At 72.4% G+C, this 18,363-nt stretch carries 19 protein-coding genes and 7 pseudogenes; 5 read left to right on the forward strand and 21 right to left on the reverse strand.

The window, feature by feature from the left end; all coding sequences use genetic code 11:
* Window positions 1-137 precede the first annotated feature (137 nt).
* A pseudogene (locus tag UK82_RS20870) lies at window positions 138-578 on the reverse strand (transposase); the annotation flags it as partial.
* Window positions 579-752: 174 nt separating this feature from the next.
* Between UK82_RS20870 and UK82_RS20875 the strand changes: the two are divergent.
* Both UK82_RS20875 and UK82_RS20880 read left to right on the forward strand, forming a co-directional pair.
* A complete protein-coding gene (locus UK82_RS20875) occupies window positions 753-1,142 on the forward strand; it encodes a helix-turn-helix domain-containing protein (RefSeq protein WP_236706227.1) in 390 nt (129 codons plus the stop codon).
* Window positions 1,139-1,636 (forward strand): SRPBCC domain-containing protein, encoded by a 498-nt coding sequence (locus tag UK82_RS20880; RefSeq protein WP_044884996.1) that lies wholly within the window; start codon window positions 1,139-1,141, stop codon window positions 1,634-1,636. The genes UK82_RS20875 and UK82_RS20880 overlap by 4 nt, the downstream gene beginning before the upstream one ends.
* Before the next feature lie 138 nt (window positions 1,637-1,774).
* Here UK82_RS20880 and UK82_RS39085 read toward each other — a convergent pair whose 3' ends face one another.
* From UK82_RS39085 to UK82_RS20950, 16 genes and pseudogenes are all read right to left on the reverse strand, one after another.
* On the reverse strand, window positions 1,775-2,617 hold the full coding sequence (locus UK82_RS39085) for an SRPBCC family protein (RefSeq protein WP_313949821.1): 843 nt from the start codon (window positions 2,615-2,617) through the stop codon (window positions 1,775-1,777).
* 188 nt (window positions 2,618-2,805) lie between these two features.
* The gene (locus UK82_RS20890; RefSeq protein ID WP_044884998.1) at window positions 2,806-3,456 is read right to left on the reverse strand and encodes a hypothetical protein; all 651 of its coding nucleotides are present in this window, start codon (window positions 3,454-3,456) and stop codon (window positions 2,806-2,808) included.
* A partial coding sequence (locus UK82_RS20895) for a GvpL/GvpF family gas vesicle protein (protein ID WP_236706228.1) occupies window positions 3,453-4,155 on the reverse strand: 703 nt, incomplete at its 5' end. The genes UK82_RS20895 and UK82_RS20890, both read right to left, overlap by 4 nt.
* Window position 4,156: 1 nt before the next feature.
* A pseudogene (locus UK82_RS39090) lies at window positions 4,157-4,271 on the reverse strand (gas vesicle protein GvpFL); the annotation flags it as partial.
* A 5-nt stretch (window positions 4,272-4,276) separates the two neighbouring features.
* The gene (locus tag UK82_RS20900) at window positions 4,277-4,708 is read right to left on the reverse strand and encodes a gas vesicle structural protein GvpA (RefSeq protein WP_044885000.1); all 432 of its coding nucleotides are present in this window, start codon (window positions 4,706-4,708) and stop codon (window positions 4,277-4,279) included.
* Window positions 4,705-5,103 carry a gas vesicle protein GvpK gene (gene gvpK / locus UK82_RS20905; protein WP_082121836.1) on the reverse strand — a complete coding sequence of 133 codons (399 nt, stop codon included), beginning with the start codon at window positions 5,101-5,103 and terminating at the stop codon, window positions 4,705-4,707. The genes UK82_RS20900 and gvpK overlap by 4 nt, the downstream gene beginning before the upstream one ends.
* Entirely contained in the window at window positions 5,100-5,420 is a 321-nt protein-coding gene (locus tag UK82_RS41610) for a gas vesicle protein (RefSeq protein WP_313949820.1), read from the reverse strand. Before UK82_RS41610 ends, gvpK begins: the two co-directional genes overlap by 4 nt.
* Window positions 5,380-6,621 (reverse strand): GvpL/GvpF family gas vesicle protein, encoded by a 1,242-nt coding sequence (locus UK82_RS20915; RefSeq protein ID WP_055408844.1) that lies wholly within the window; start codon window positions 6,619-6,621, stop codon window positions 5,380-5,382. The genes UK82_RS41610 and UK82_RS20915 overlap by 41 nt, the downstream gene beginning before the upstream one ends.
* The gene (locus UK82_RS30740; protein ID WP_082121837.1) at window positions 6,599-7,147 is read right to left on the reverse strand and encodes a gas vesicle protein; all 549 of its coding nucleotides are present in this window, start codon (window positions 7,145-7,147) and stop codon (window positions 6,599-6,601) included. The genes UK82_RS20915 and UK82_RS30740 overlap by 23 nt, the downstream gene beginning before the upstream one ends.
* Window positions 7,148-7,174: 27 nt before the next feature.
* Entirely contained in the window at window positions 7,175-7,477 is a 303-nt protein-coding gene (gene gvpO / locus UK82_RS20925; RefSeq protein WP_082121838.1) for a gas vesicle protein GvpO, read from the reverse strand.
* 247 nt (window positions 7,478-7,724) lie between these two features.
* Window positions 7,725-8,573, reverse strand: a complete 849-nt coding sequence (locus UK82_RS20930) for an aldo/keto reductase (protein ID WP_055408846.1) — start codon at window positions 8,571-8,573, stop codon at window positions 7,725-7,727.
* Between the two features lie 174 nt (window positions 8,574-8,747).
* A pseudogene (locus UK82_RS43025) lies at window positions 8,748-8,944 on the reverse strand (NADP oxidoreductase); the annotation flags it as partial.
* A gap of 1 nt (window position 8,945) precedes the next feature.
* Window positions 8,946-9,440, reverse strand: a pseudogene (locus UK82_RS20935) (NADPH-dependent F420 reductase); the annotation flags it as partial.
* A gap of 136 nt (window positions 9,441-9,576) precedes the next feature.
* Window positions 9,577-9,981: a PPOX class F420-dependent oxidoreductase gene (locus UK82_RS20940; protein WP_044885003.1), complete on the reverse strand. Its 405-nt coding sequence runs from the start codon at window positions 9,979-9,981 to the stop codon at window positions 9,577-9,579.
* 144 nt (window positions 9,982-10,125) lie between these two features.
* Window positions 10,126-11,235, reverse strand: a complete 1,110-nt coding sequence (locus UK82_RS20945) for a Gfo/Idh/MocA family protein (RefSeq protein WP_044885004.1) — start codon at window positions 11,233-11,235, stop codon at window positions 10,126-10,128.
* A gap of 91 nt (window positions 11,236-11,326) precedes the next feature.
* Window positions 11,327-12,397: an MsnO8 family LLM class oxidoreductase gene (locus tag UK82_RS20950; RefSeq protein ID WP_044885005.1), complete on the reverse strand. Its 1,071-nt coding sequence runs from the start codon at window positions 12,395-12,397 to the stop codon at window positions 11,327-11,329.
* A 133-nt stretch (window positions 12,398-12,530) separates the two neighbouring features.
* On the opposite strand from UK82_RS20950, the gene UK82_RS20955 reads away from it, so the two are divergent.
* A complete protein-coding gene (locus UK82_RS20955) occupies window positions 12,531-13,145 on the forward strand; it encodes a MarR family winged helix-turn-helix transcriptional regulator (RefSeq protein WP_082121839.1) in 615 nt (204 codons plus the stop codon).
* A gap of 39 nt (window positions 13,146-13,184) precedes the next feature.
* On the opposite strand, the gene UK82_RS20960 is transcribed toward UK82_RS20955, so the two are convergent.
* From UK82_RS20960 to UK82_RS39100, 3 genes and pseudogenes are all read right to left on the reverse strand, one after another.
* Window positions 13,185-13,556 (reverse strand): DUF4267 domain-containing protein, encoded by a 372-nt coding sequence (locus UK82_RS20960; RefSeq protein ID WP_044885006.1) that lies wholly within the window; start codon window positions 13,554-13,556, stop codon window positions 13,185-13,187.
* A 3-nt stretch (window positions 13,557-13,559) separates the two neighbouring features.
* Window positions 13,560-14,223, reverse strand: a 664-nt coding sequence (locus UK82_RS20965) for a hemerythrin domain-containing protein (protein ID WP_236706230.1), incomplete at its 5' end; no start/stop codon positions are given.
* A 1-nt stretch (window position 14,224) separates the two neighbouring features.
* Window positions 14,225-14,327 (reverse strand): annotated as a pseudogene (locus tag UK82_RS39100) (hemerythrin domain-containing protein); the annotation flags it as partial.
* A gap of 259 nt (window positions 14,328-14,586) precedes the next feature.
* On the opposite strand from UK82_RS39100, the gene UK82_RS39105 reads away from it, so the two are divergent.
* Both UK82_RS39105 and UK82_RS39110 read left to right on the forward strand, forming a co-directional pair.
* Window positions 14,587-15,630 (forward strand): BTAD domain-containing putative transcriptional regulator (locus tag UK82_RS39105; RefSeq protein WP_236706231.1); only part of this gene is annotated, 1,044 nt, incomplete at its 3' end.
* A gap of 1 nt (window position 15,631) precedes the next feature.
* Window positions 15,632-16,172: pseudogene (locus tag UK82_RS39110) on the forward strand (AAA family ATPase); the annotation flags it as partial.
* Between the two features lie 2,039 nt (window positions 16,173-18,211).
* Here the strand turns inward: UK82_RS39110 and UK82_RS39115 are convergent.
* Window positions 18,212-18,363 (reverse strand): annotated as a pseudogene (locus UK82_RS39115) (transposase); the annotation flags it as partial.

Genomic DNA, 18,363 nt, shown 5'->3' on the forward strand with positions numbered 1-18,363 from the left:
ATCATGTACCGCCCCGCAGACACACTCCCATTCCCGGATGCGCAACGGCGACTCTACTCGGAAGAATACTCTTGCATCATCACACCGCGTCCCACGTTTCTTGGTTGATCGCAGGCCGGGGTGACAGATGCTTGTCGCGGGACCTTTCGTTTGTTCCACGCGTTTATCCGTTTGTGGATGTCGGCTTCGAGTTCGACGACACGGCGATGGGTGGAACGGCGCAGCTTGCGGGTGGTCAGTTCAGCGAACCAGCGCTCGACGAGGTTCATCCACGACGCCGAGGTCGGGGCGAGGCGCAGGTGGAGCCGCGGGTAGCGCAGCAGCCAGTTCTTCACTGCCGGGGTCTTGCGGGTGGCGTAGTTGTCCAAGATCAGGCGCAGGTCGTAGCCGACCGGGACCGAGGAGTCGATCAGCTTGAGGAAACGCAGGACCTCCGGGTGGCGGTGCCGCCGGTAGGTCTGGGCGATCACTGACCCCGACACCGGATCGAGGGCGGTCAACAGGCTGGTCGTGCCGCGCCGAACGTAGCCATGGGTCATCCGCGCCAGCGTGCCCGGCATCATCGGCAGCACCGGTGCGGGCGGGGCGGGCGGGTCGGCGGCCACCGCACGGACCGACGGTTCCGGAGTCGCCCGTCTTGCCTCGCTCGCCGGTGTCCGCTAACGTACAACTCAATGGTTGTAGATCAGGGCCCCGTCGAGCACGCCGATCGCCTCTTCCATGCCCTGGCCGACGCGACGAGGCGCGAGATCGTGGCGCTCACCCTGACCGGTGAGCATTCGGTCTCCGAGCTCGCCCGGCGGTTCCCGATGAGCTTCGCGGCCGTTCAGAAGCACGTGGCGGTACTGGAGGGCGCCGGGCTGGTCACGAAGCGACGGCAGGGTCGGGAGCAGCGCGTGCGGGGCAACGCGGACGCACTGCGCGAGGTTCATCGGCTGCTGGACGAGCTCGCGGCTCTGTGGCGGGGACGCATCGACCGGATGGCCGCGATCCTCGCCGAACCCGACCCGTTCGACAGCGACCCATCCGATAGCGACATGGCAGGCAGCGACAGGGCAGGCAGCGACACAGCCAGCAGCGACACGGCAGACGGCAGGCCAGCAGACAACGAACGAGCAGACGGCGAGGAGCGACGCGCATGACCGTGATCGACGTGAAGAAGGATCCTGAGGCCCTCAGTCTCGCCATCAGCTCCAGGTTCGAGGCGCCGCCGCAGCGAGTGTGGCGGATCTGGGCCGACCCGCGCCAGCTCGAGCGGTGGTGGGGGCCGCCGACGTACCCGGCGACCGTCGTCGACCACGACCTGGCTCCCGGCGGCTCGGTCACGTACTTCATGACCGGGCCGGAGGGAGACAAGCATTATGGCTGGTGGCGCGTCCGGACGGTCGACGTCCCGCACCGGCTGGAGTTCGAGGACGGCTTCGCCGACGACTCGGGCCGCCCCAACCTCGACCTGCCCACCACGATCGTTCGCGTCCAGCTCACCGCGGACGGCGAGTCGGCGACCGTGATGACGATCGAGAGCACCTTCCCCTCGTCCGAGGCGATGGAGCAGATGGTGTCCATGGGCATGGTCGAGGGCATGTCCGAGGCCCTGGGACAGATCGAGGCCCTGCTGGCCGGAGCCCCGGCCTGACCGCGTGCCCTGACCGCGTGCCCTGACCGCGTGCCCTGCGCGCGGCCGTAGCCTCGCCGGCGACGACGAGGCTCCCGGGCGTCGGGCCCGGCCCGCCTGCCGAGATCACCCTCCGGCACGTCCCGCCGGCATGGACGATCAGCCGCCGACCGACGCCTTGGGCCTGGCTTCAGCGTCGGAGGTCTGTTCGGACTCGCCGCCGGTGTCCTCGTCCGAGGGCCCGGGTGTCGCGCCCGCGGGCCGCCCGGCGTCGCCGCGGCCCGAGTCGGCCGCGTCGTCGGCGTCCCGCGTGCCCTCGGACTCCTCCGCGCCCTGTTCTCCTTCGTCGGGCTGTTGGACGACCTCGCCGTCGCGGATCACACCCCGCCACGAACCGCTCGCCTCACCCTGCATCGTGATGTAGCGGCGGAAATGCTTGAGATCGAGCCGGGCCCGTCGACCACCGGCCCGCCAGATATTACCGATCTTCTCCATGAGTCCGGACGGATAGTATTCCATGGCCAGCAGCACCCGGGTCAGGTCGTCGGCAAGCGGGTGGAACGTGACGGCTCCCTTGGTGGAGCCCTTCGGGCCCTCTGAGGTCCACACGATCCGCCGGTCCGGTATCTGCTCCTGGACCTTGGCCGCCCAGGTCCGGCGGGATTTGAAGACCTTGACCCGCCAGTTCTGCTCGGTCTCGCTCTTCGCGTCCACCGCCTCGACACCCTTCATGAAGCGGGAGAACTGCGGGTACTGCGTCCACTGGTCATACGCCACGGAGACCGGCACCCCGACGTCGATCGTCTCCTCGATGTTCGTGGCCTTCGGCGGCCCACCCTTTCCACCGGACCCCTTGCCACCGAGATGCAGCACCGACGTGACCTTGTCCTTCGCCGCCGAGGCCGCCGTCGCGAACGCGGCCCGCAGCGGCGACTTCCCACTGGCCAGCTGCTGGGAACCAGCCTTGAGCGCGGAGACCGCACCACCCTGGTCGGCGAGCACGTTCAGCTTTTCCGTACTCGACGTGAGCCGCTCCGTCGTCTTCCCGACCAGCTGGGCACCCCGCGCCTTCGCCAGGTTCTTCGCCTGGTCGACCAGGTTCTTCGTCGCCGGGTTCTCGCGCANGGCGCCGATGATGCCCGTCTGCTTCGCAGTCGTCTGCGTCATGTCCCCTCCTCGTCGATCTGCCGTCACTCGGCTTCCGCCATGAGAGGGCGACGACGAGCGCCGCGATCGGGTGCGGGGGCACGGCCGGCGGGGCGGCGGCCCTCATCACCGTCGTCGGGCCCCTGTTCCTCGGTCTCCGCCTCCTCCTGCTCCGCTTCCGCCGGCCCCTGGTCGGATTCCTCGGTCTGATCGCCGGGGCCGCTGTCCGCCTGATCACTGGTGGTCCCGTCCGCCTGATCGCCGGGGCCGCCGTCCGTCTCCTGTCCCGCGGGTGCCTGCTCGTCGGTCTTTCCGCCGGCGCCGGGCACTGTCTTCAGGACGTCGCTCACGGCTCCGGCCGCCGCCTTCGCGGTGGTGCCGCCCTTCTCCGTGAGGGTCTCCGTGAACTGCTGGGTACGTTGTTGCAGGTTCTCGGTGAGACGCTCGACCTGGGCCTCGTACACCGACAGGGCGGCGCGCCGGCTGGCCTCCACGACCGGCCCGCGCACCTGGGCGAGCAGCTGCTCGCCCTGGGGGGACTTCAGCAGCTTCACGGCCTGATCCCGCAGGACATCCTTGGGATCGTGATTGCGTCCGGTGAGCCAGAGCGCCACGCCGATGGCCGCCTTCGCCTTCTTGGTCCGGCCGAGGACGTAGCCACCGACGAGCGCCGCGGCGATCTTCGCATTGCTCACGGTTGGTCATCTCCCTTGCGTTCGTCCCCCTCCGGTCCCCAGCCCCAGCGGCCGGTGCCCGCAAACGAGTCGGCGGGTCCTGCCGCTGAAGCCCGGGTGATGGTGGGGATTTCTATGAAATCGATGGCGGGCAACGGCCCGACGTACTCGATCGAGAGCTCCGGTCGGGCCCGACGCAGCCGCGCGACCGCGGCGTCGAAGGTCTCGATGTCGTCGGCGGCCAGCAGAAAGGCCCAGCTGAGCACGGGATCCTCCGCCCCGCCGTGTCGCCGTCTCGGCCGATCGGAGCGGGCCAGCGGCTGCAGCTCACTGAGGATCTCGTCGGCCTGCCGCTGCCGCCGCTGCACGACCAGCTCGGCGATCTCCTGCCCGAACCTGATCCGCTCGTCCAGATCGTCCGGTGGCGGATACGCGGCCGCCGGCGACCCGGGGAGCACCGCCTGCAACGCGGACTGCTCGTCCTCGTCCACGTCAAGACGCAGTTCCACGAGACCATCGACGGCGTCGAGCCGCTCCGGCATCACCTCGACCAGCGGCGCGAGGACCTCCTCGCGCACGGCATCCTCGTCGGGAGCGACCGTGCCGAACCGCAGGGGCAGCACGGGGCCTCGCGCCAGCAGCCGCTGCAGGATGTCCAGATGGTGCACCGCCTCCTGGTCGCCGAGGACCCCGACGTCGGCGGTGCAGCTCACCGCGGCCNACAACGGCCCGAACCGCACCAGATGCACCGGTTCCGGGGGGTGTCCAAGGCCGGGCGGGGCGGGTTCGGGAGCCGGATGCCCCGCTCGCGTGACGCCATACACGATGACGGGCATGGCCCTCACTCCTTCTTGCCGCCGCGGCGCTCTGCCGGGGCCTCGCGACCTGCCGGCAGGTCCCGCCCGCGACGTTCCTCGGCGGGCGCGCCGCGCAGAGCGTCGACCACGTCCTCGGCCGTGTCCTTGAGTCCAGCGAGTGCTCCGCTCGTCTTGTGCCGAGCGGTGCCCTCGGTGACCTCGTGCATGAGCCCGGGAAGTCCGGCGACCTGCTCCCTGGGCTGCAGATCGAGCCGGTTCACCGCTTCCGCGAACCGCAGGTAGGTATCGACGCTGGCGATGACGATCCGCGCGTCGATCGTGAGGATCTCGATTCCCACCAGCGCGACGCGAACGTAGGCGTCGATGACGATCCCCTTGTCGAGAACCACGTCGAGGACGTCGGCAAGACTGCTCGGCTGGGGAGCTCGATTGATCGGACGACTGGCAACGGTCATGGCGCTGACCTCGCCTTCTGACAGGATTGCTGGTCGGCGCAGGATCGGGCGGAGCGCCGCGTGGGTGCCATCGGCCCGCGGTCCGGGACCGCCTCGGAGCCGGTCTCGACGAGGCGACGCGCCCGGGCGACGGCGTCGTCGGCCTCCCGCTGGGTGACACCGAGCGAGGTGCGGACCCGCTCGAGGCTGTGCCGGATCTCGATCAGTGCCTGGCCCAGGTCGTCGAGCTGCTGCACCGTCAGCTCGCCGCCGTCCATCCGGCGGATCGCCTGGCGTTCCAGGACCTCGCGCAGCAGTTCGAGGACGACCACGACGAGCTGTCCCAGACCTCGACCGACCTGGTCCGGGTCGGCGTTGAGGCGCAACGGGCGACCGGCACCGCCGGAACCACTCATTCCGCCACCTCCCCAGCACCCTCCACGGCCGTCTGGATGCCGACGAGGAGCAGCCGCAGATCGAGCCGGATCAGGTCGACCCCGGCCAGGGCGATCACGACGTCTCCACTGATCACGACACCGCGATCCACGAGCCGGTCCAACAGGTCTGCGAGCGGCTGGGCCGCAGAGCAGGGCGTGCCGGCGGTGGCCGGGGTGCGGGGTCGGACCAGACCGGCGACACCGGCCCGGCCCCGGGGAACGGGCCCGCCGCCCGGCTCGCACCTCCGACCCGACTCAGCCATCCCCATCACCACCATCCCCACCACCGCCGCCATCCGCACCACCGCCGAGGGTGACGTGCACGAAGGAGTACGGCGGCCAGGGCCCCGTGATCTCGGCGTCGAGACCGGCCTGCGTCAGTCGCCGCACCAGCGTCCGCGCCGCCGCGAGGAACTCCTCGTCGGCCGAGCGCGGCACGAGGTACGCGCAGTCGAGCATCCGCCCGACCCGGCCGCCCCGGCGTCGCGCGGTGTCCCGGGCGAAGGCGGTCAGTTCCTCGTCCGCCTGTTCGATCAGCGTGCCGAGTTCTTCCCGGCGTGCCTCCTGCGCCCGGATCTCCCGGCGCCGGGCCGTAAGATAGGCCGTCCCCGATCCCGGCGCGAGTCCCGCCACCTCCACCGGAAGATCGATGGGCTGGTCGAGAGGCGCCGCGTCGGCCACCGGCTGAGGCGCGTCGACCCGTAGGCCCCATTCCCTCGTGTCCTGAACCTGGGCCAGCGTGCGGGAAAGCGTCTGCTCCGGATCATCGAGCACCGCGTAGGCGTGCTCCGCGTCCGGCAGGACCGTGCCGAAACGCAGCGGGAGCACCCCACCGCGTTCCGCCAACGCCCGCAGCACCTGATCGTGCCGGCGGGCAAGGTCCGCAAGCCGTCCCGTCTCCGAGACGTCCTCCTCAAGGTCACGCAGCAGGGCGAGCTCGATGTCGGAGACCACCAGGGCCACCGGCGGGCGAACCACGGCGCGCACCTCGGTCCCGGCCACCAGACCTTCGAGATCGGACACGTGCCGGCTCTGCTCCGGGACGATCCCGTAGGCGTACAGCCCGTGGTCTACGTCGACGCCGCAACCGCGCCCGCGAGACCCGCCCGTGGATGCGGCCGCAGTCCCCTCACCGCCCGGGACCGCGAGGTCTCCTGACACGCGGTCGTCTGACACGCGGTCGTCTGACACGCGGTCGTCTGACACGCGGTCGTCGGTGGGGACCTCGGCCTCCCGCACGAGCCCGCGCTCACCCGGCAGCCCCTCGTCGGGCTTCGGCGGCGCCTCGCCCGGCAGCCCTTCCGCGAGGGCCGTCCACCCCTGCGCGAGTCCCGGCACCCCCGCGTCGAACACGACCCGCGTGATCTCCTGCGCCAGGCGCTGCGCGACCTGGCGCCGGGCCACACTGCGCGCCTCGGAGACGGCTTCCTCGAGCACGCCGGGTGCGAGCTGTCGGGCAAGGGCGGCGAGGCTGTCAGCGTCGCTCGCCGCGGGCATGGCGGCTCTCCCCCCTCGTCGCGTCCGGCGCTCCTGCGCTCACCGCTCCTCCGCTTGCCACGGAATCGGCCCAGGGCAGATACGGCCGTCGAGAGGCGGCGGCGACCGGGGCAGAGGCCGCCCATCGCCGCTCGTCGACCATCCTCGCCGGCGCCTCGACCGCGGCCCGGTCCGGCAGACCCCGCCCGACCTCGGTCGCAGGCATACGGCCGGCGGCCTCCAGGGCCGCCAGCCGGCTGCGCAGCTCCTCGTTCTCCTCCCGCAACGAGCGTGCCTTGGAGTTGAAGAAGGGATCGGCCGTCCACCAGTCCAGACCCATCTCGCGGGCCGTGTCCGCCGAGGCGATGAACAGTCGCAGCTTCAGGGTGAGCAGCTCGACGTCCAGCACACTGACGACCACGTCACCGACGATCACGATGCCCTTGTCGAGCACCCGTTCCAGCACATCCGCGAGGGAGTCGGAACGTGGCCCACTCCACGCCCGTGCCCGAGACGGCCCGGTGGCGAGGCTTCGATCGACGGTCATCAGCGGTCCTGGCACGGTCAAGGGAACTTAGTCGGTAGCACCCCGAACGAATCGTCGTAGGCGCTCATAACCCACGAGCGCGCCGCGAGCATCCACATCGAGCCGATACGTAGCCAGCACGCTCGTCGTGGACGGTATGCGATCCAGTTCCACGACATCCGCCAGGATCGACCAACCGTCGTCCGTCCTCCGCACCCCCGAAATTCGCTCTGGAGTATGACCGAGAATGGACTCGAACTCGGCGAGCGCGTCGGGCAGCACCGTCGCCAACTCGCCACGTATCGCGTGATCCGGACTTCGGCGCCGTGGTGGGTCGTCGTCCGGGTGCATGGCGCGAAAACCCCCCGTCGAAGGCCCGTCTCCGGGCCAGGGGATCGGAATCACACCGAGAAAACATCGACAACGCGCATCTGCCCAGGAACGCTCGCTCCAAACACGGCTCCCCGGGCGGAAGAACCGGCGGAGACATTTCCTGGCAGGACAGGAGAAGTGCCGCTATAGCGGAGAAGGTGACCACCGCCGCCGACCCGGGGAACCGACCCGCGGCGGGGCCGGCCGGCCTGCGGGCCGACCGGGCTCAGTGCATCTCCAGCGGCACCGGCTCGGGCGGCGGCGGGAACGCACGGTCGAGGTCGGCGAGCTCGTCGGGGGCCAGCCGCAGGTCGAGAGCCTCCCGGTCCTCGCGGACGTGGCGGGGATCGTGGGAGCGCGGGATCGCGACCACGCCTTCCTGCGCCAGCACCCAGGCGAGCGCGGCCTGGGCCGGTGTCACGCCATGGCTGGTCGCGATCCCGGTGAGCGCCGGCTCGTGGGCCAGGCGGCCGAGCTCGAGCGGGGAATACGCCATGATCGGGATTCCCCGTTCGCGGCACCACGGAAGCAGGTCGAGCTCCGTGCCCCGGCGGTTCAGGTTGTACAGCACCTGGTCGGTCTGCACGGCCTCGCCGCCCGGCAGCTCCACGAGCTCCGCCATGTCCTCCACATCGAGGTTGCTGACCCCCCAGCGCCGGATCCTGCCGGCCTCCACCAGCTCGGCGAACGCCTCCAGCGTCTCGGCCAGCGGGACCGGCCCCCGCCAGTGCAGGAGGTAGAGGTCGACAACATCGGTGCGCAGCCGGGCGAGGCTGGCCTCGCAGGCGGCGATCGTCCCGCGCGCCGTGGCGTGCTGCGGGAGCACCTTGCTCACCAGGAACACGCCTTCGCGGCGGCCGTCGATCGCCTCGCCGACGAGCTCCTCCGCCGCCCCGTCGGCGTACATCTCCGCGGTGTCGATCAGGGACATCCCGAGATCCAACCCGGTCCGGATCGCCTCGATCTCCTGATCGCGCAGGCGGGGATCCTCGGCGAAACGCCAGGTTCCCAGGCCCAAGGCGGGGATCGGTTCGCCGGACGGAAGATTGACGGTGCGCAGGGCGGCGGTCGGCATGCAGACCTCCCGGACCGGGTGCGCTCCGACGGTCCCCGCCTGCCGGAGACCGTCCGGTCGCGGACCCTCCCGTACCTCTCACGGTAGGGCCCTGCGGCCAGTGCGCCACCGGCGCCACCGGCGTCGGCGGCGCGGGACCGTCGGCTGACGCGGTCGAGTCCGCGGCGGCTGCTGTCAGGCGCGGAAGTCCGCCGGGCGGTCCGGGGAGGCGGCAGCCAGGGCCTTGACGGTGCCGGCGGCGTCGAGGTCCGCGCCGTAGACCGGGGTGCCGGGCTGCTGACGCCAGGACTCCGCCAGCGTGCCGCCGTCGACCGGGTCGAAGCCCAGCTCGTCGACCAGCGCGAACACCAGCTCCTTGCCGGGGCCGTCCGNGCCCGCGATCGGCAGCGCGATGCGGCCCTCGGCGCCCTTCGGCCGGCCACGCTCCAGCAGGTGCTTCCAGAAGATCCCGTTGAACACCTTGATCACCGGCGCGCCGATCTGCTCGGCGACCCAGACGCTCTCCGTGGTGCCGGCCTCGATCGCGTCAAGGCGGCCGTCGCGCTGCTGGGGGTAGTAGTTGTTCGTCTCGATCACCGGCGCCCCCGGCTTCGCCCCCTTGAGGATGCCCGCGGGCAGGTTCGGAACGTTCTTCTGCGGGATGCTGATGATGACCACGTCGGCGTCCTCGGCGGCGTCGGCCGCCCACACGGCCGTGGCCCCGCTCTGCTCCGCGAGCTCCGCCAGGGTCTGCGGGTCGCGCGAGTTGGCCACCCGCACCTCGTGGCCGAGCTCGCTCAGCCGCCGCGTCAGCGTCCCGCCGATCTGACCCGCCCCGATGATCCCGATTTTCATGGTCCGCGCTCCTCGACGACCGGGGCGAGGCACCTGCGCCTCGCCACGCGCCGTCTCCAACCTTGCCGATCGGGAAACTGTTCCGACCCCGCACTGCCGCGGCCCGCACTGCCGCGGCCCGCACTGCCGCGGCCCGCACTGCCGCGGCCCGGCCTGCCGCGGCCCGGCCTCAGCCGCGGACGACGACGCGGCGCGGATGCAGCACGGCCGTGGTCCGCTCGGGGTCGAGGGCGCTGAGCCGGGCGAAGTCGGCGCCGTAGCGGTCCGTCATCCGGGCCAGGACGGACTTGTCCGGGTCGGGCACGAGCTCGACGTCGGCACGGATCTCCAGGGTGCGCCCCGGATTGGTGGGGTCGAACACGAACAGGGTCGCCACCGGGGTGCGTCGCAGGTTCGCCAGCTTCTGCCGGGTACTGATCATCGAGACCCTGACCGTCGGCCCGTCGGGGAGGAACCAGACGGCGGTCGACTGGGGCCGACCGCCCGCGCCGATCGTGGTCAGGACGCCGGTCAGCGGGTTGTCGATCAGGTCGCGGTGGGAGGCCGGGAACTCGGCCGGCTCGGGTGTGCTCACCCCTGTATGCCTACCTCCTCTGCCCGCCCTGCGCACCGGCGGGGCCGGGCACCGCCGCGCGGGCGCCCGGTCCCGTCCTACGCGACGGCTCACCATGGTGTCGGCGTGGATGCCCCGCCCTGACGCCTCCGCCGGGAGAGGACGTCACTTCTCGGGAACCTGGACGCGCCGGCCGGTGGCGGCGGACCGGGAGACCGCGTCGAGGAGCTGGTGGCGGCGCAGCGCGTGGGTGAAGTCGGGCGCCACCGTGGTGCCCTCGGCGAGATCGCGGCCGATCTGCGCGTAGGCGTGGGCGACGGCGGCGGCCGGCTGCCCGGCCAGGGCGGGGAAGGCGTCGTACGACGCCGGCGTGGTCAGCTCGGCGAGCGGCTCGCCGCCCTGGGAGCCGAGGATGGTGATCTGGCCGTAGTTGAGGCTGCCGGTCGACGAGGTCACCTGGAGATCGCCGTCGGTGCCGTTGATCTCCCACAGGAAGCTGGTGCCGCGTGGCGTCCCGCCGCGCAGGTGGATGCTCGCGACGGCCCCGCCGACGAGGGTGCCGGAGACGGCGATCTGGTCCTCGGCGGTCATCGGGACGGACGCGCCGGTCTCGGCGTTGCGGACCTGGGGCCGCCGGGTCGCGGTGGTGGCGACGACGTCGGCGAACTCCCCCAGCACGCTGGCGACGGCGTCGGCGGTGTGGCCGAACGGGATCGTCAGCATGGTGGCGCCCAGGTCTCGATCGAGCAGGTACTCACCGCCGGGGTGGATGACCGGTCCCCACACGCCGCCGTTGCCCACCAGCGTCGTCGACAGCACCTCGCCCACGTACCCGTCGGCCACGAGGTCGCGCAGGTAGCGCACCGCGGGGGCGAAGCGCCCCTGCACACCGACGAACGACCGCACGCCCGCGGCGGCCTCGACGAGCTCCCGGACCTCGTCGAGACCGGCCGCCAGCGGCCACTCGCACAGCACCGCCTTGCCCGCCGCCAGCGCGGGCAGGACCAGCTCGCGGTGGCGCGGCACCTTCACCGAGACGACGACCAGGTCGACGTCGTCGCGCCCGGCCAACTCCTCGACGCTCCCGCTGGCCGCGGGCACGCCGTGGGCCTCGGCCGCGGCGCGCGCCGACTGCGGGCTGCTGGCGGCGACCGCCCGCAGCGCGAAGCCGTCGACGGCGGCCAGCGCGGGCACGTGCGCCCCGGCCGCCCAGCCGCCGTTGGCGCTCAGGCCGACGATGCCGACGCCCACCGTGCGTTCGAGATCCGATGCCATCAGAATGTCCTCTTCTCGGTTTCTCAGTCGGGGTGCCACTCTGGCGGGCTGCCACTCAGGCGGCCTGCCGTCGGCCAGGTCGGGGTATCGCTCAGGTCGGGGTGCCGCTCAGGTCGGGGTGCGCGCCCGCCGGCGCCACGCCCGCGGCGGGCTGGAGGTCGAACATGGCGGCCAGCAGCTCGTGGGAGCGGCGCCGGTCGGCGGGGTCGGCGATGAGGTTCTGCACCATCAGCTCGTCGGCCCGGCTCTCCGCGAGCATCCGCTCCAGTGTGGCTCGGACCCCGTCGACGTCGCCGGCGACGAACTGCGGCCACCGCCCGTCGACGATCCGGGTCGGCTGCTCCTGCTCGGCGTCGGTGAGCTCCGCGGCGGCCTCATCGGCACTCGGCAGCACCGCGTCGCCCCCCTGACGCCGCAGTCGAGCGTAGAACCCCTTCGCCGAACCGACCAGCCGCCGCGCCTGCGCCTCGGTCTCGGCGACGGTGACGTTCACCGCCAGGATGGACCGCGGCTCGGCCAGCCCGAACCCCTGGGGACGGAACTGCTCGCGGTAGTGCCGCAGCGCCGCCGCCGCGCCCGCCGGGTTGATGAAGCCGGCGAAGGCGTACCCGATACCGAGTCCGGCCGCGAGGTTCGACCCGGACGGGCTCGACCCGAGCAGCCAGGTCTGCGGCACCCCGGGCACCGACGGGATCAGCGGGTTGCCGGTGAACGGATGCCCGGCCGGGAACGCCTCATACAGCCAGGCCAGCGTCTCGGCGACCTGCTGGGTGTGGTCGTCCTGCGTCGGCTGCCGGCGGTCGCGCCGCAACGCCAGGTCGATGACCGGCCCGGCGGTCGCCCGTCCCATGCCCAAGTCGACCCGGCCCGGGTACATCGCCTCGAGCTGGGCGAACATCTCGGCGACCTTGAACGGGCTGTAATGGTTCATCAGCACCGTCCCGGACCCGATCCGGATCGTCGACGTCCGCGCGCCGGCGGCCGCGATCAGCAGCTCCGGGTGGTGCGACGCGCCGGAACGGCTCAGGTGGTGCTCGGCGAACCAGACCCGGTGGAAGCCCCAGGCCTCGGCGTGCCGAGCCGTCTCGACCGCGTCGACGAGCGCCTGCCGCTCGTCCGTGCCCGGCGCGACCGTGCCCAGCTCCACGATGGACAGCCTCACCCGCGGCCTCCGAGCCCGTGGCCTCCGACGGCGTCGTCTGCGGCAATGGCGGCGATGCTCACCGCTCCACCGTAGTCGATAGTTGGTTGGTCCCAACTTGTGGTCTCGCGTCGCGCCTCTCTACCGTGGACCGATGGACCCCGCGCCCGCACCCGCGACGCCGACCGCCCTCGCCGCCCTTGAGCGGGCACTCGCGGACGTGGCGCGGATCCTCGCCGACCGCGCCACCGTCGACGACCTCGCGCGGCGGTCCGGCTTCGACCTGCCCGCCGCCTCGTGGGCGCTGTTGGAGTACCTCGACGGGCATGGCCCCATGCCCGTCTCCGCGGTCGCCGCCTGCCACGGCGTCGACGTCTCCTCGGTCACCCCGCGGATCAAGCGGCTCGAACGTGACGGCCTGATCAGCCGGCGGCGCGAGCCCCGCGACGCTCGCATCCACCTCATCCACATCACCGATCGCGGCCGGCACGCGCTCGACAGCGTCCACGCCGCCCGCCGCGACCTGCTCGATACGGCCATCGCCGAGCTGGACCCGACCCACGTCGGCATCGCCGCCGGGGTCCTCGAGCTGATCGCCGGTCGGCTCTCCACCACGCGGCGACGCATCGACGCCCAGTCCCCGGGTGGCGCGAGTCCGCATCCTCTCGGCCTCGGGCCGGAAGATGATCCGAGGGATCTTCCGCCGACGTCGGCGGAGGCCGGCCGGGCCCGGCGTCCCGGCGACAGGTCGGAGTCGATACCCACCTGACGTCGGCATCGCCGCCCCGGCCGGGCCGAGCCGAGCCCGTCAGGCCAGCAGAAGGCCCGCGGTGATGAGCAGCAGCACCGCCGTGAGGCCGTGGATGGCGTAGGCGGTGACCTTGGGCCCCTGGTGGCGCAGCACGATCAGGGCGTCGCCGATCGGGACGACGGTGATCATAAGCATGAACCAGCCGACCGCCTGTTGCGTCGAGGCGAGGATCAGGGCTATCGGGACGAGCCCCGACGCGATGTCCCGGATCCCCTTGACCGCGAAATAGGCGTCGGCCTGGCCGATGTCCGCCGGCACGGCGACACCGAAGGCGGCGGCCGCGGCCCGGGGTACGAGCAGAAAGCGTATTCCGATGAAGATGATGGTGACGCTGACGATCCACGAGAGCACATAGGCAACGGTTGTCATGGTCTACCTCGCCGATCTGGTCGCGGGAGCCGCTCCGTCGGCGGTGCTCGGCCTGTCGACGGCACTCGGCCTGTCGACGGCACTCGGCCTGTCGACGGCACTCGGCCTGTCGACGGCACTCGGCCTGTCGACGGCTGCGGGAACGGGCCGGTAGTTCCCCCGGATCCGCCGCACGTGGGCCGCGTAGAGGATCCGGCCGACCGAGAACCAGATGATGCGGGCCGGCAGCGGAAGCCCGGCGAGGAACGCCTTGCGCTCATCCGGCTGCGCGTCCTCCAACACGGCGCCCAGCAGGGTCAGGAGCGCGTCCTTCGGGGTGTTGGCGAGGAAGTGCTCGCCCTGGGCCGCCCATTCCGGCACGCTGAGATACTCGGCGGCGAGCGGCAACAGGTGCGATTCCTCGTCGTCGAGATGTTCGATCAATGCCGCCCGATGCTCGACGAGAGCCTCGACGAGGGCGTCCCGAGCCGACGGGTCCGCGCCGGCCTCCCAGGCGGCCAGGGCGATTTCCGCCCGGGCGAGGCTCGCGGCCACCTCTTCGTGCTGGGCCTCCATCCGCAGCACGACGTCGGCGCCCAGGTCCAGGCGGGCCAGCAGCAGCGGCCAGACCAGCTCGTCCTCACCGTGGTGGTGGACGCCGAGGCCCAACTGGTACCACCGGAAGTAGNCGGCGAGGACCCGCGCCCGGGCGGTGTCGCCCGCGGGAACCCGGGCCGTCAGCTCGGCCAGCAATCGCGATTCGCGGCGGAACGCCCGGTGGATGATCTTCATCTCCTGGGTGTTCGGGCGTTCCACGTCGGTGTCAGGGGCTGCGGAAGTGGTCACGGTGTTCCTCCCTCGGTCGCGGCCTTTCCGGGTCCGCGGCCTTTCCGGGTCCGCGGCCTTTCCGGTGCGCGACCCTTCTGGATCGCGTTCGGACTGTTCGGTTGAACTGGGATCAGCATCGGCGGCGACACTTGGAGCGCTCGTGGAGCTGAGTTGGAGCCGTCTCGCCGGAGGGACAGGACCGGATGGATAGGATCGGTACGCGATGGTCCGGATCCGAGTGCTCGGCCCGCTGGCGGTCGAGGTGGGTGGACGCGCCGTCGCCCTGGGCGGACCGCGACAGCGGGCAGTCCTCGCCCGGTTGGTCGTCGCCCGCGGTGAGCTCGTCTCGGTGGACCGGCTGATCGAGGACCTGTGGCGCGGCGAACCGCCGGCCAAGGCCGTGACCTCCCTGCAGTCCTACGTCTCCAATCTGCGCCGGCTGCTGGAGCCGGCCCGGCCGCCGAGGACACCCGCGACGATCCTCATCAGCGCGAACCCGGGTTACGCCCTCGCGCTCGGCCCGGAGGCAGTGGACGCCTGGCGGTTCGAGTCGCTGCTGCGCGAGGCCCGGCGGAACTCCGCCGCCGGCACCGCCTCCCGGGCGCTGCTCTCCGAGAGCCTGTCGCTGTGGCGCGGCGACGCCTTCGGTGAGGTCGCCGACGAGTCCTGGGCCACCGCGGAGATCGCCCGGTTAGCGGAACTTCGCGTCGAGGCTCGGGAGATGCTCGCCGCCGCCGAGCTACGCGACGGCAACCTGGCCGCCGCCGTGCGGCTCGCGGATGCGCTCACCCGGCGTGAACCCCTGCGGGAGGAGGGCTGGCGACTACTGGCCCTTTCCCTGTGGGGCAGCAACCGACAGGCCGACGCCCTCGACGCGTTGCGCCGCGCCCGTCGGCGGCTCGCCGAGGAACTCGGCCTGGACCCAGGACCCGAACTCGCCCGGCTGGAGGAGGCGATCCTCCGGCAGGACCGAGAGTTCCTCGACGCGACGACGCCCCCCTCGGCGTCCCCCTCGCCACCCCCCTCCGCACCCGAGCCGCCGGCGGCCGCCACTGCGAGCGCCGAGCTGTTCGCCGGCCGCGAGCGGGAGCTCGCCGCGCTGGCGGACGTCGCCGCCGAGGTTGGTGCCGCCGAGGTTGGTGCCGCCCAGGTCCGGGCCGCCGACATCGATGCCGGCCGGGTGAGGATCGTCCTGGTCAGCGGCGAATCGGGAGCCGGGAAGTCCGCGCTGTTGCGGCAGGTGCGCCACCGGCTGACCACAACCGGGNGGTTGGTCGTCACCGGGCAGTGTCTCGAGGCAGAAGGAGCTCCCCCGGCCTGGGCGTGGCTGCAGGCTCTGCGCGCGCTGGCCGACACCGCTCCCCCGCCGGCCGAGCTGGCCGAGCTCCTCGAACCTCTCCTGTCGGACCAGCTGCCCGACCATCCGCCAGGCCACTACCAGCCCATGGACGCGGACCGCCGGAACCACGTCGACGCCTCGGCCGGCCGGTTCCGGCTACACCAGGCCGTCGCCGCCTGGCTGCGAGTGGTTGCCGATCGGAAGCCAGCGGGACCACTGGCGATCATCCTGGACGATCTGCACTGGGCCGACGCGGAGACCCTGGCTCTGCTCAGCGCGGTCGGTACGCAGGTGACCGACGCGCCGATCCTGCTGCTGGCGGCCTACCGGGACGGGGAGGCCGGCCCGGCTCTGAGCGAGGCGCTCGCCCGGCTGGCCACCCGTTCACCACGGCGCCTGGCGCTGGGTGGGCTGTCGCGGGCGGCGATCGCCGACGTCGTCGGCGCGCTCTGCCCGCGGCCCGTCGACGCNGACACCATGCTGGCCCTCGCCGAACGCACCGGCGGAAACCCGTTCTACGTGCGGGAGAGCGCCCGCCTGCTCGCCAGCGAGGGGGCGCTCGTCGCGCTGTCCGACGTCCCGGACGGCGTGCGTGACGTGCTCCGCCGGCGGCTCGCACGCCTGCCCGAGGCGTCGGTGGCGGTGCTGCGACTGGCCGCCGTCGCCGGCCGGGAGGCCGACGTCGAGGTGCTCATCGACGCGGCCAGCACCGACGAGGAGGGCGTGCTCGACGCCCTGGACGCCGGGCTCATCGCCGGTCTGCTCACCGAGCCCGCACCCGGTCGGGTCCGGTTCACCCACGCTCTCGTCCGGGACACCCTGAGCTCCGACCTCAGTCGGCTGCGCCGCACGCGCATGCACGCCAGGCTCGGCGCCGCCCTCGAGCGGCTGCAGCCCGACAACACCCCCGCGCTGGCCCACCACTACCTCCGGGCCGCCTCGGCGGCGACGGCTCGCCGCGCCGTCGACTACGCGGTCCGGGCCGCCCAGTCCGCCGAACGCCGCTACGCCCACGACACGGCGGCGGAGCTACTCGCGGACGCGCTCGACGGTTTCGACCGCATTCCCGCCGACGACATTCCCGCCGACGACCACGCGTCCCAGGAGAATGATCGCGACGCCGAGCGGGTGCGGCTGCTCGGCCGGTTGCTGCGGGCGCAGGTGCGGGCCGGCGCGGTGGCGGCCGCGCGCGCCACCCGGCAACGGGCCGTCGATCACGCCGAGGCGGCCGGCCGCGAGGACCTGCTGATCGCCGCCTTCACGGCCTGGACCGAACCGACCCCCTGGCAGAGCCGGCCCTACGGGACCGTGGACGCGCCCGCCGTCGCGGTGCTCACCCGCCTGCTCGAGCGGCGCGGTCTCGACCCCGCCGTGCGCTGCCGGCTGTTGGACGCGCTGACCACCGAGCTCGCCGGCGAGGACGACGCCCGGCCCCGCCGGGCCGCCGAGGAGGCGGTGGCACTGTCCGCGGCCGTGGACGATCCCGCTCTGCGCGCCCTCGCCCTCACCGCGTTGGCCCGGGTGCGCAACAACGAGTCCGACTGGCNGCAGCGGGCCCGGGTCGGCCAGGAGCTGATCGCGCTCGGCGTCGGGCACGACCTGCCCGCCTACCACTCCTTCGGCAACTTCATCCGGGCCATCGCGGCGGTCGCCGACTCCGACGTCGCCGACGTCCGGCGCTTCGTCACCGACGGGATGAACCTCGCTCGCCTATACCGGATGCCGGAGGCCGAGGGCGTCGGCGAGTACGCGCAGGCGATGCTCGCGCACATCGCCGGCGACCTCGACGACGCCGAGCGCCGGTACACCGAGGCGAGCGCCCGGATGCTCCGCCACGGGTCGATCCACGCCGCCGGCTTCCAGCTCCTGGCCCTCGCCACCCTGCGCCTGACGCAGGGCCGGATGGCCGAGTTCGCCGCATGCGCCGACGATCTGCTGGCCGCCCACGGTCCGGTCGTGACCGACCTGCTCACGCTCGCGCTGGCCCGGGACGGCCGGCTCGCCGAGGCCACGCGCATGCACGCCGGAGCCCCGGCCCTGCGACCCGACTTCCTCTTCTCGGCCCTCGGTGTCCTGCGCGCCGAGGCGGCCATCGCCGTCGCGGACCGTCCGCTCGCCCGGGCGATGTACGCCGACCTGCTACCGCTGCGCGGACAGTTACCCGGCACCCTGAGCCTGTCGCTGGCGCTGCGGCCGGTCGCCCACACCCTCGGCGCTCTCGCCGCCTTTCTCGGCCGGTCCCTCGACGCCGCCGACCACTTCCGGCACGCGCTCACGGTCGCCGAACGCTGGGGTGCCACCCACTGGGCCGACGAGGCCCGCCACGCCCTCGCCGCCGTCCGCGCGGCCTAGAAGATCACGAAAATCTTGCGGGGTGCTGGTGGGGGTGGATGGCCGTGGTTTAAGGGGGTGCGGCGGTCAGGGTCCAGCCGTTGGTGCTGGTGTGGGNGAGTCCGAGGTTGATCAGCCGGCGGAGGNTGAGTGCGGCGGCGCGGTGGTGGAGCCAGGNGTCGTTGCGGGTCACGCCGCGGTAGGGCACGCGGCGGTTGCCGTGGGCTACCAGCCAGGCGATTCCGCGTTCTACCGGGGGACGCCAGCGGCGGTACTCGTCCTGCCATGCCGGGTTGGTGGCCTCGCGGCGGGCGGCGGCCAGCTGGGTGT

Origin of the sequence: Frankia sp. ACN1ag (assembly GCF_001414035.1) — a bacterium.
Taxonomy (GTDB): domain Bacteria; phylum Actinomycetota; class Actinomycetes; order Frankiales; family Frankiaceae; genus Frankia; species Frankia torreyi.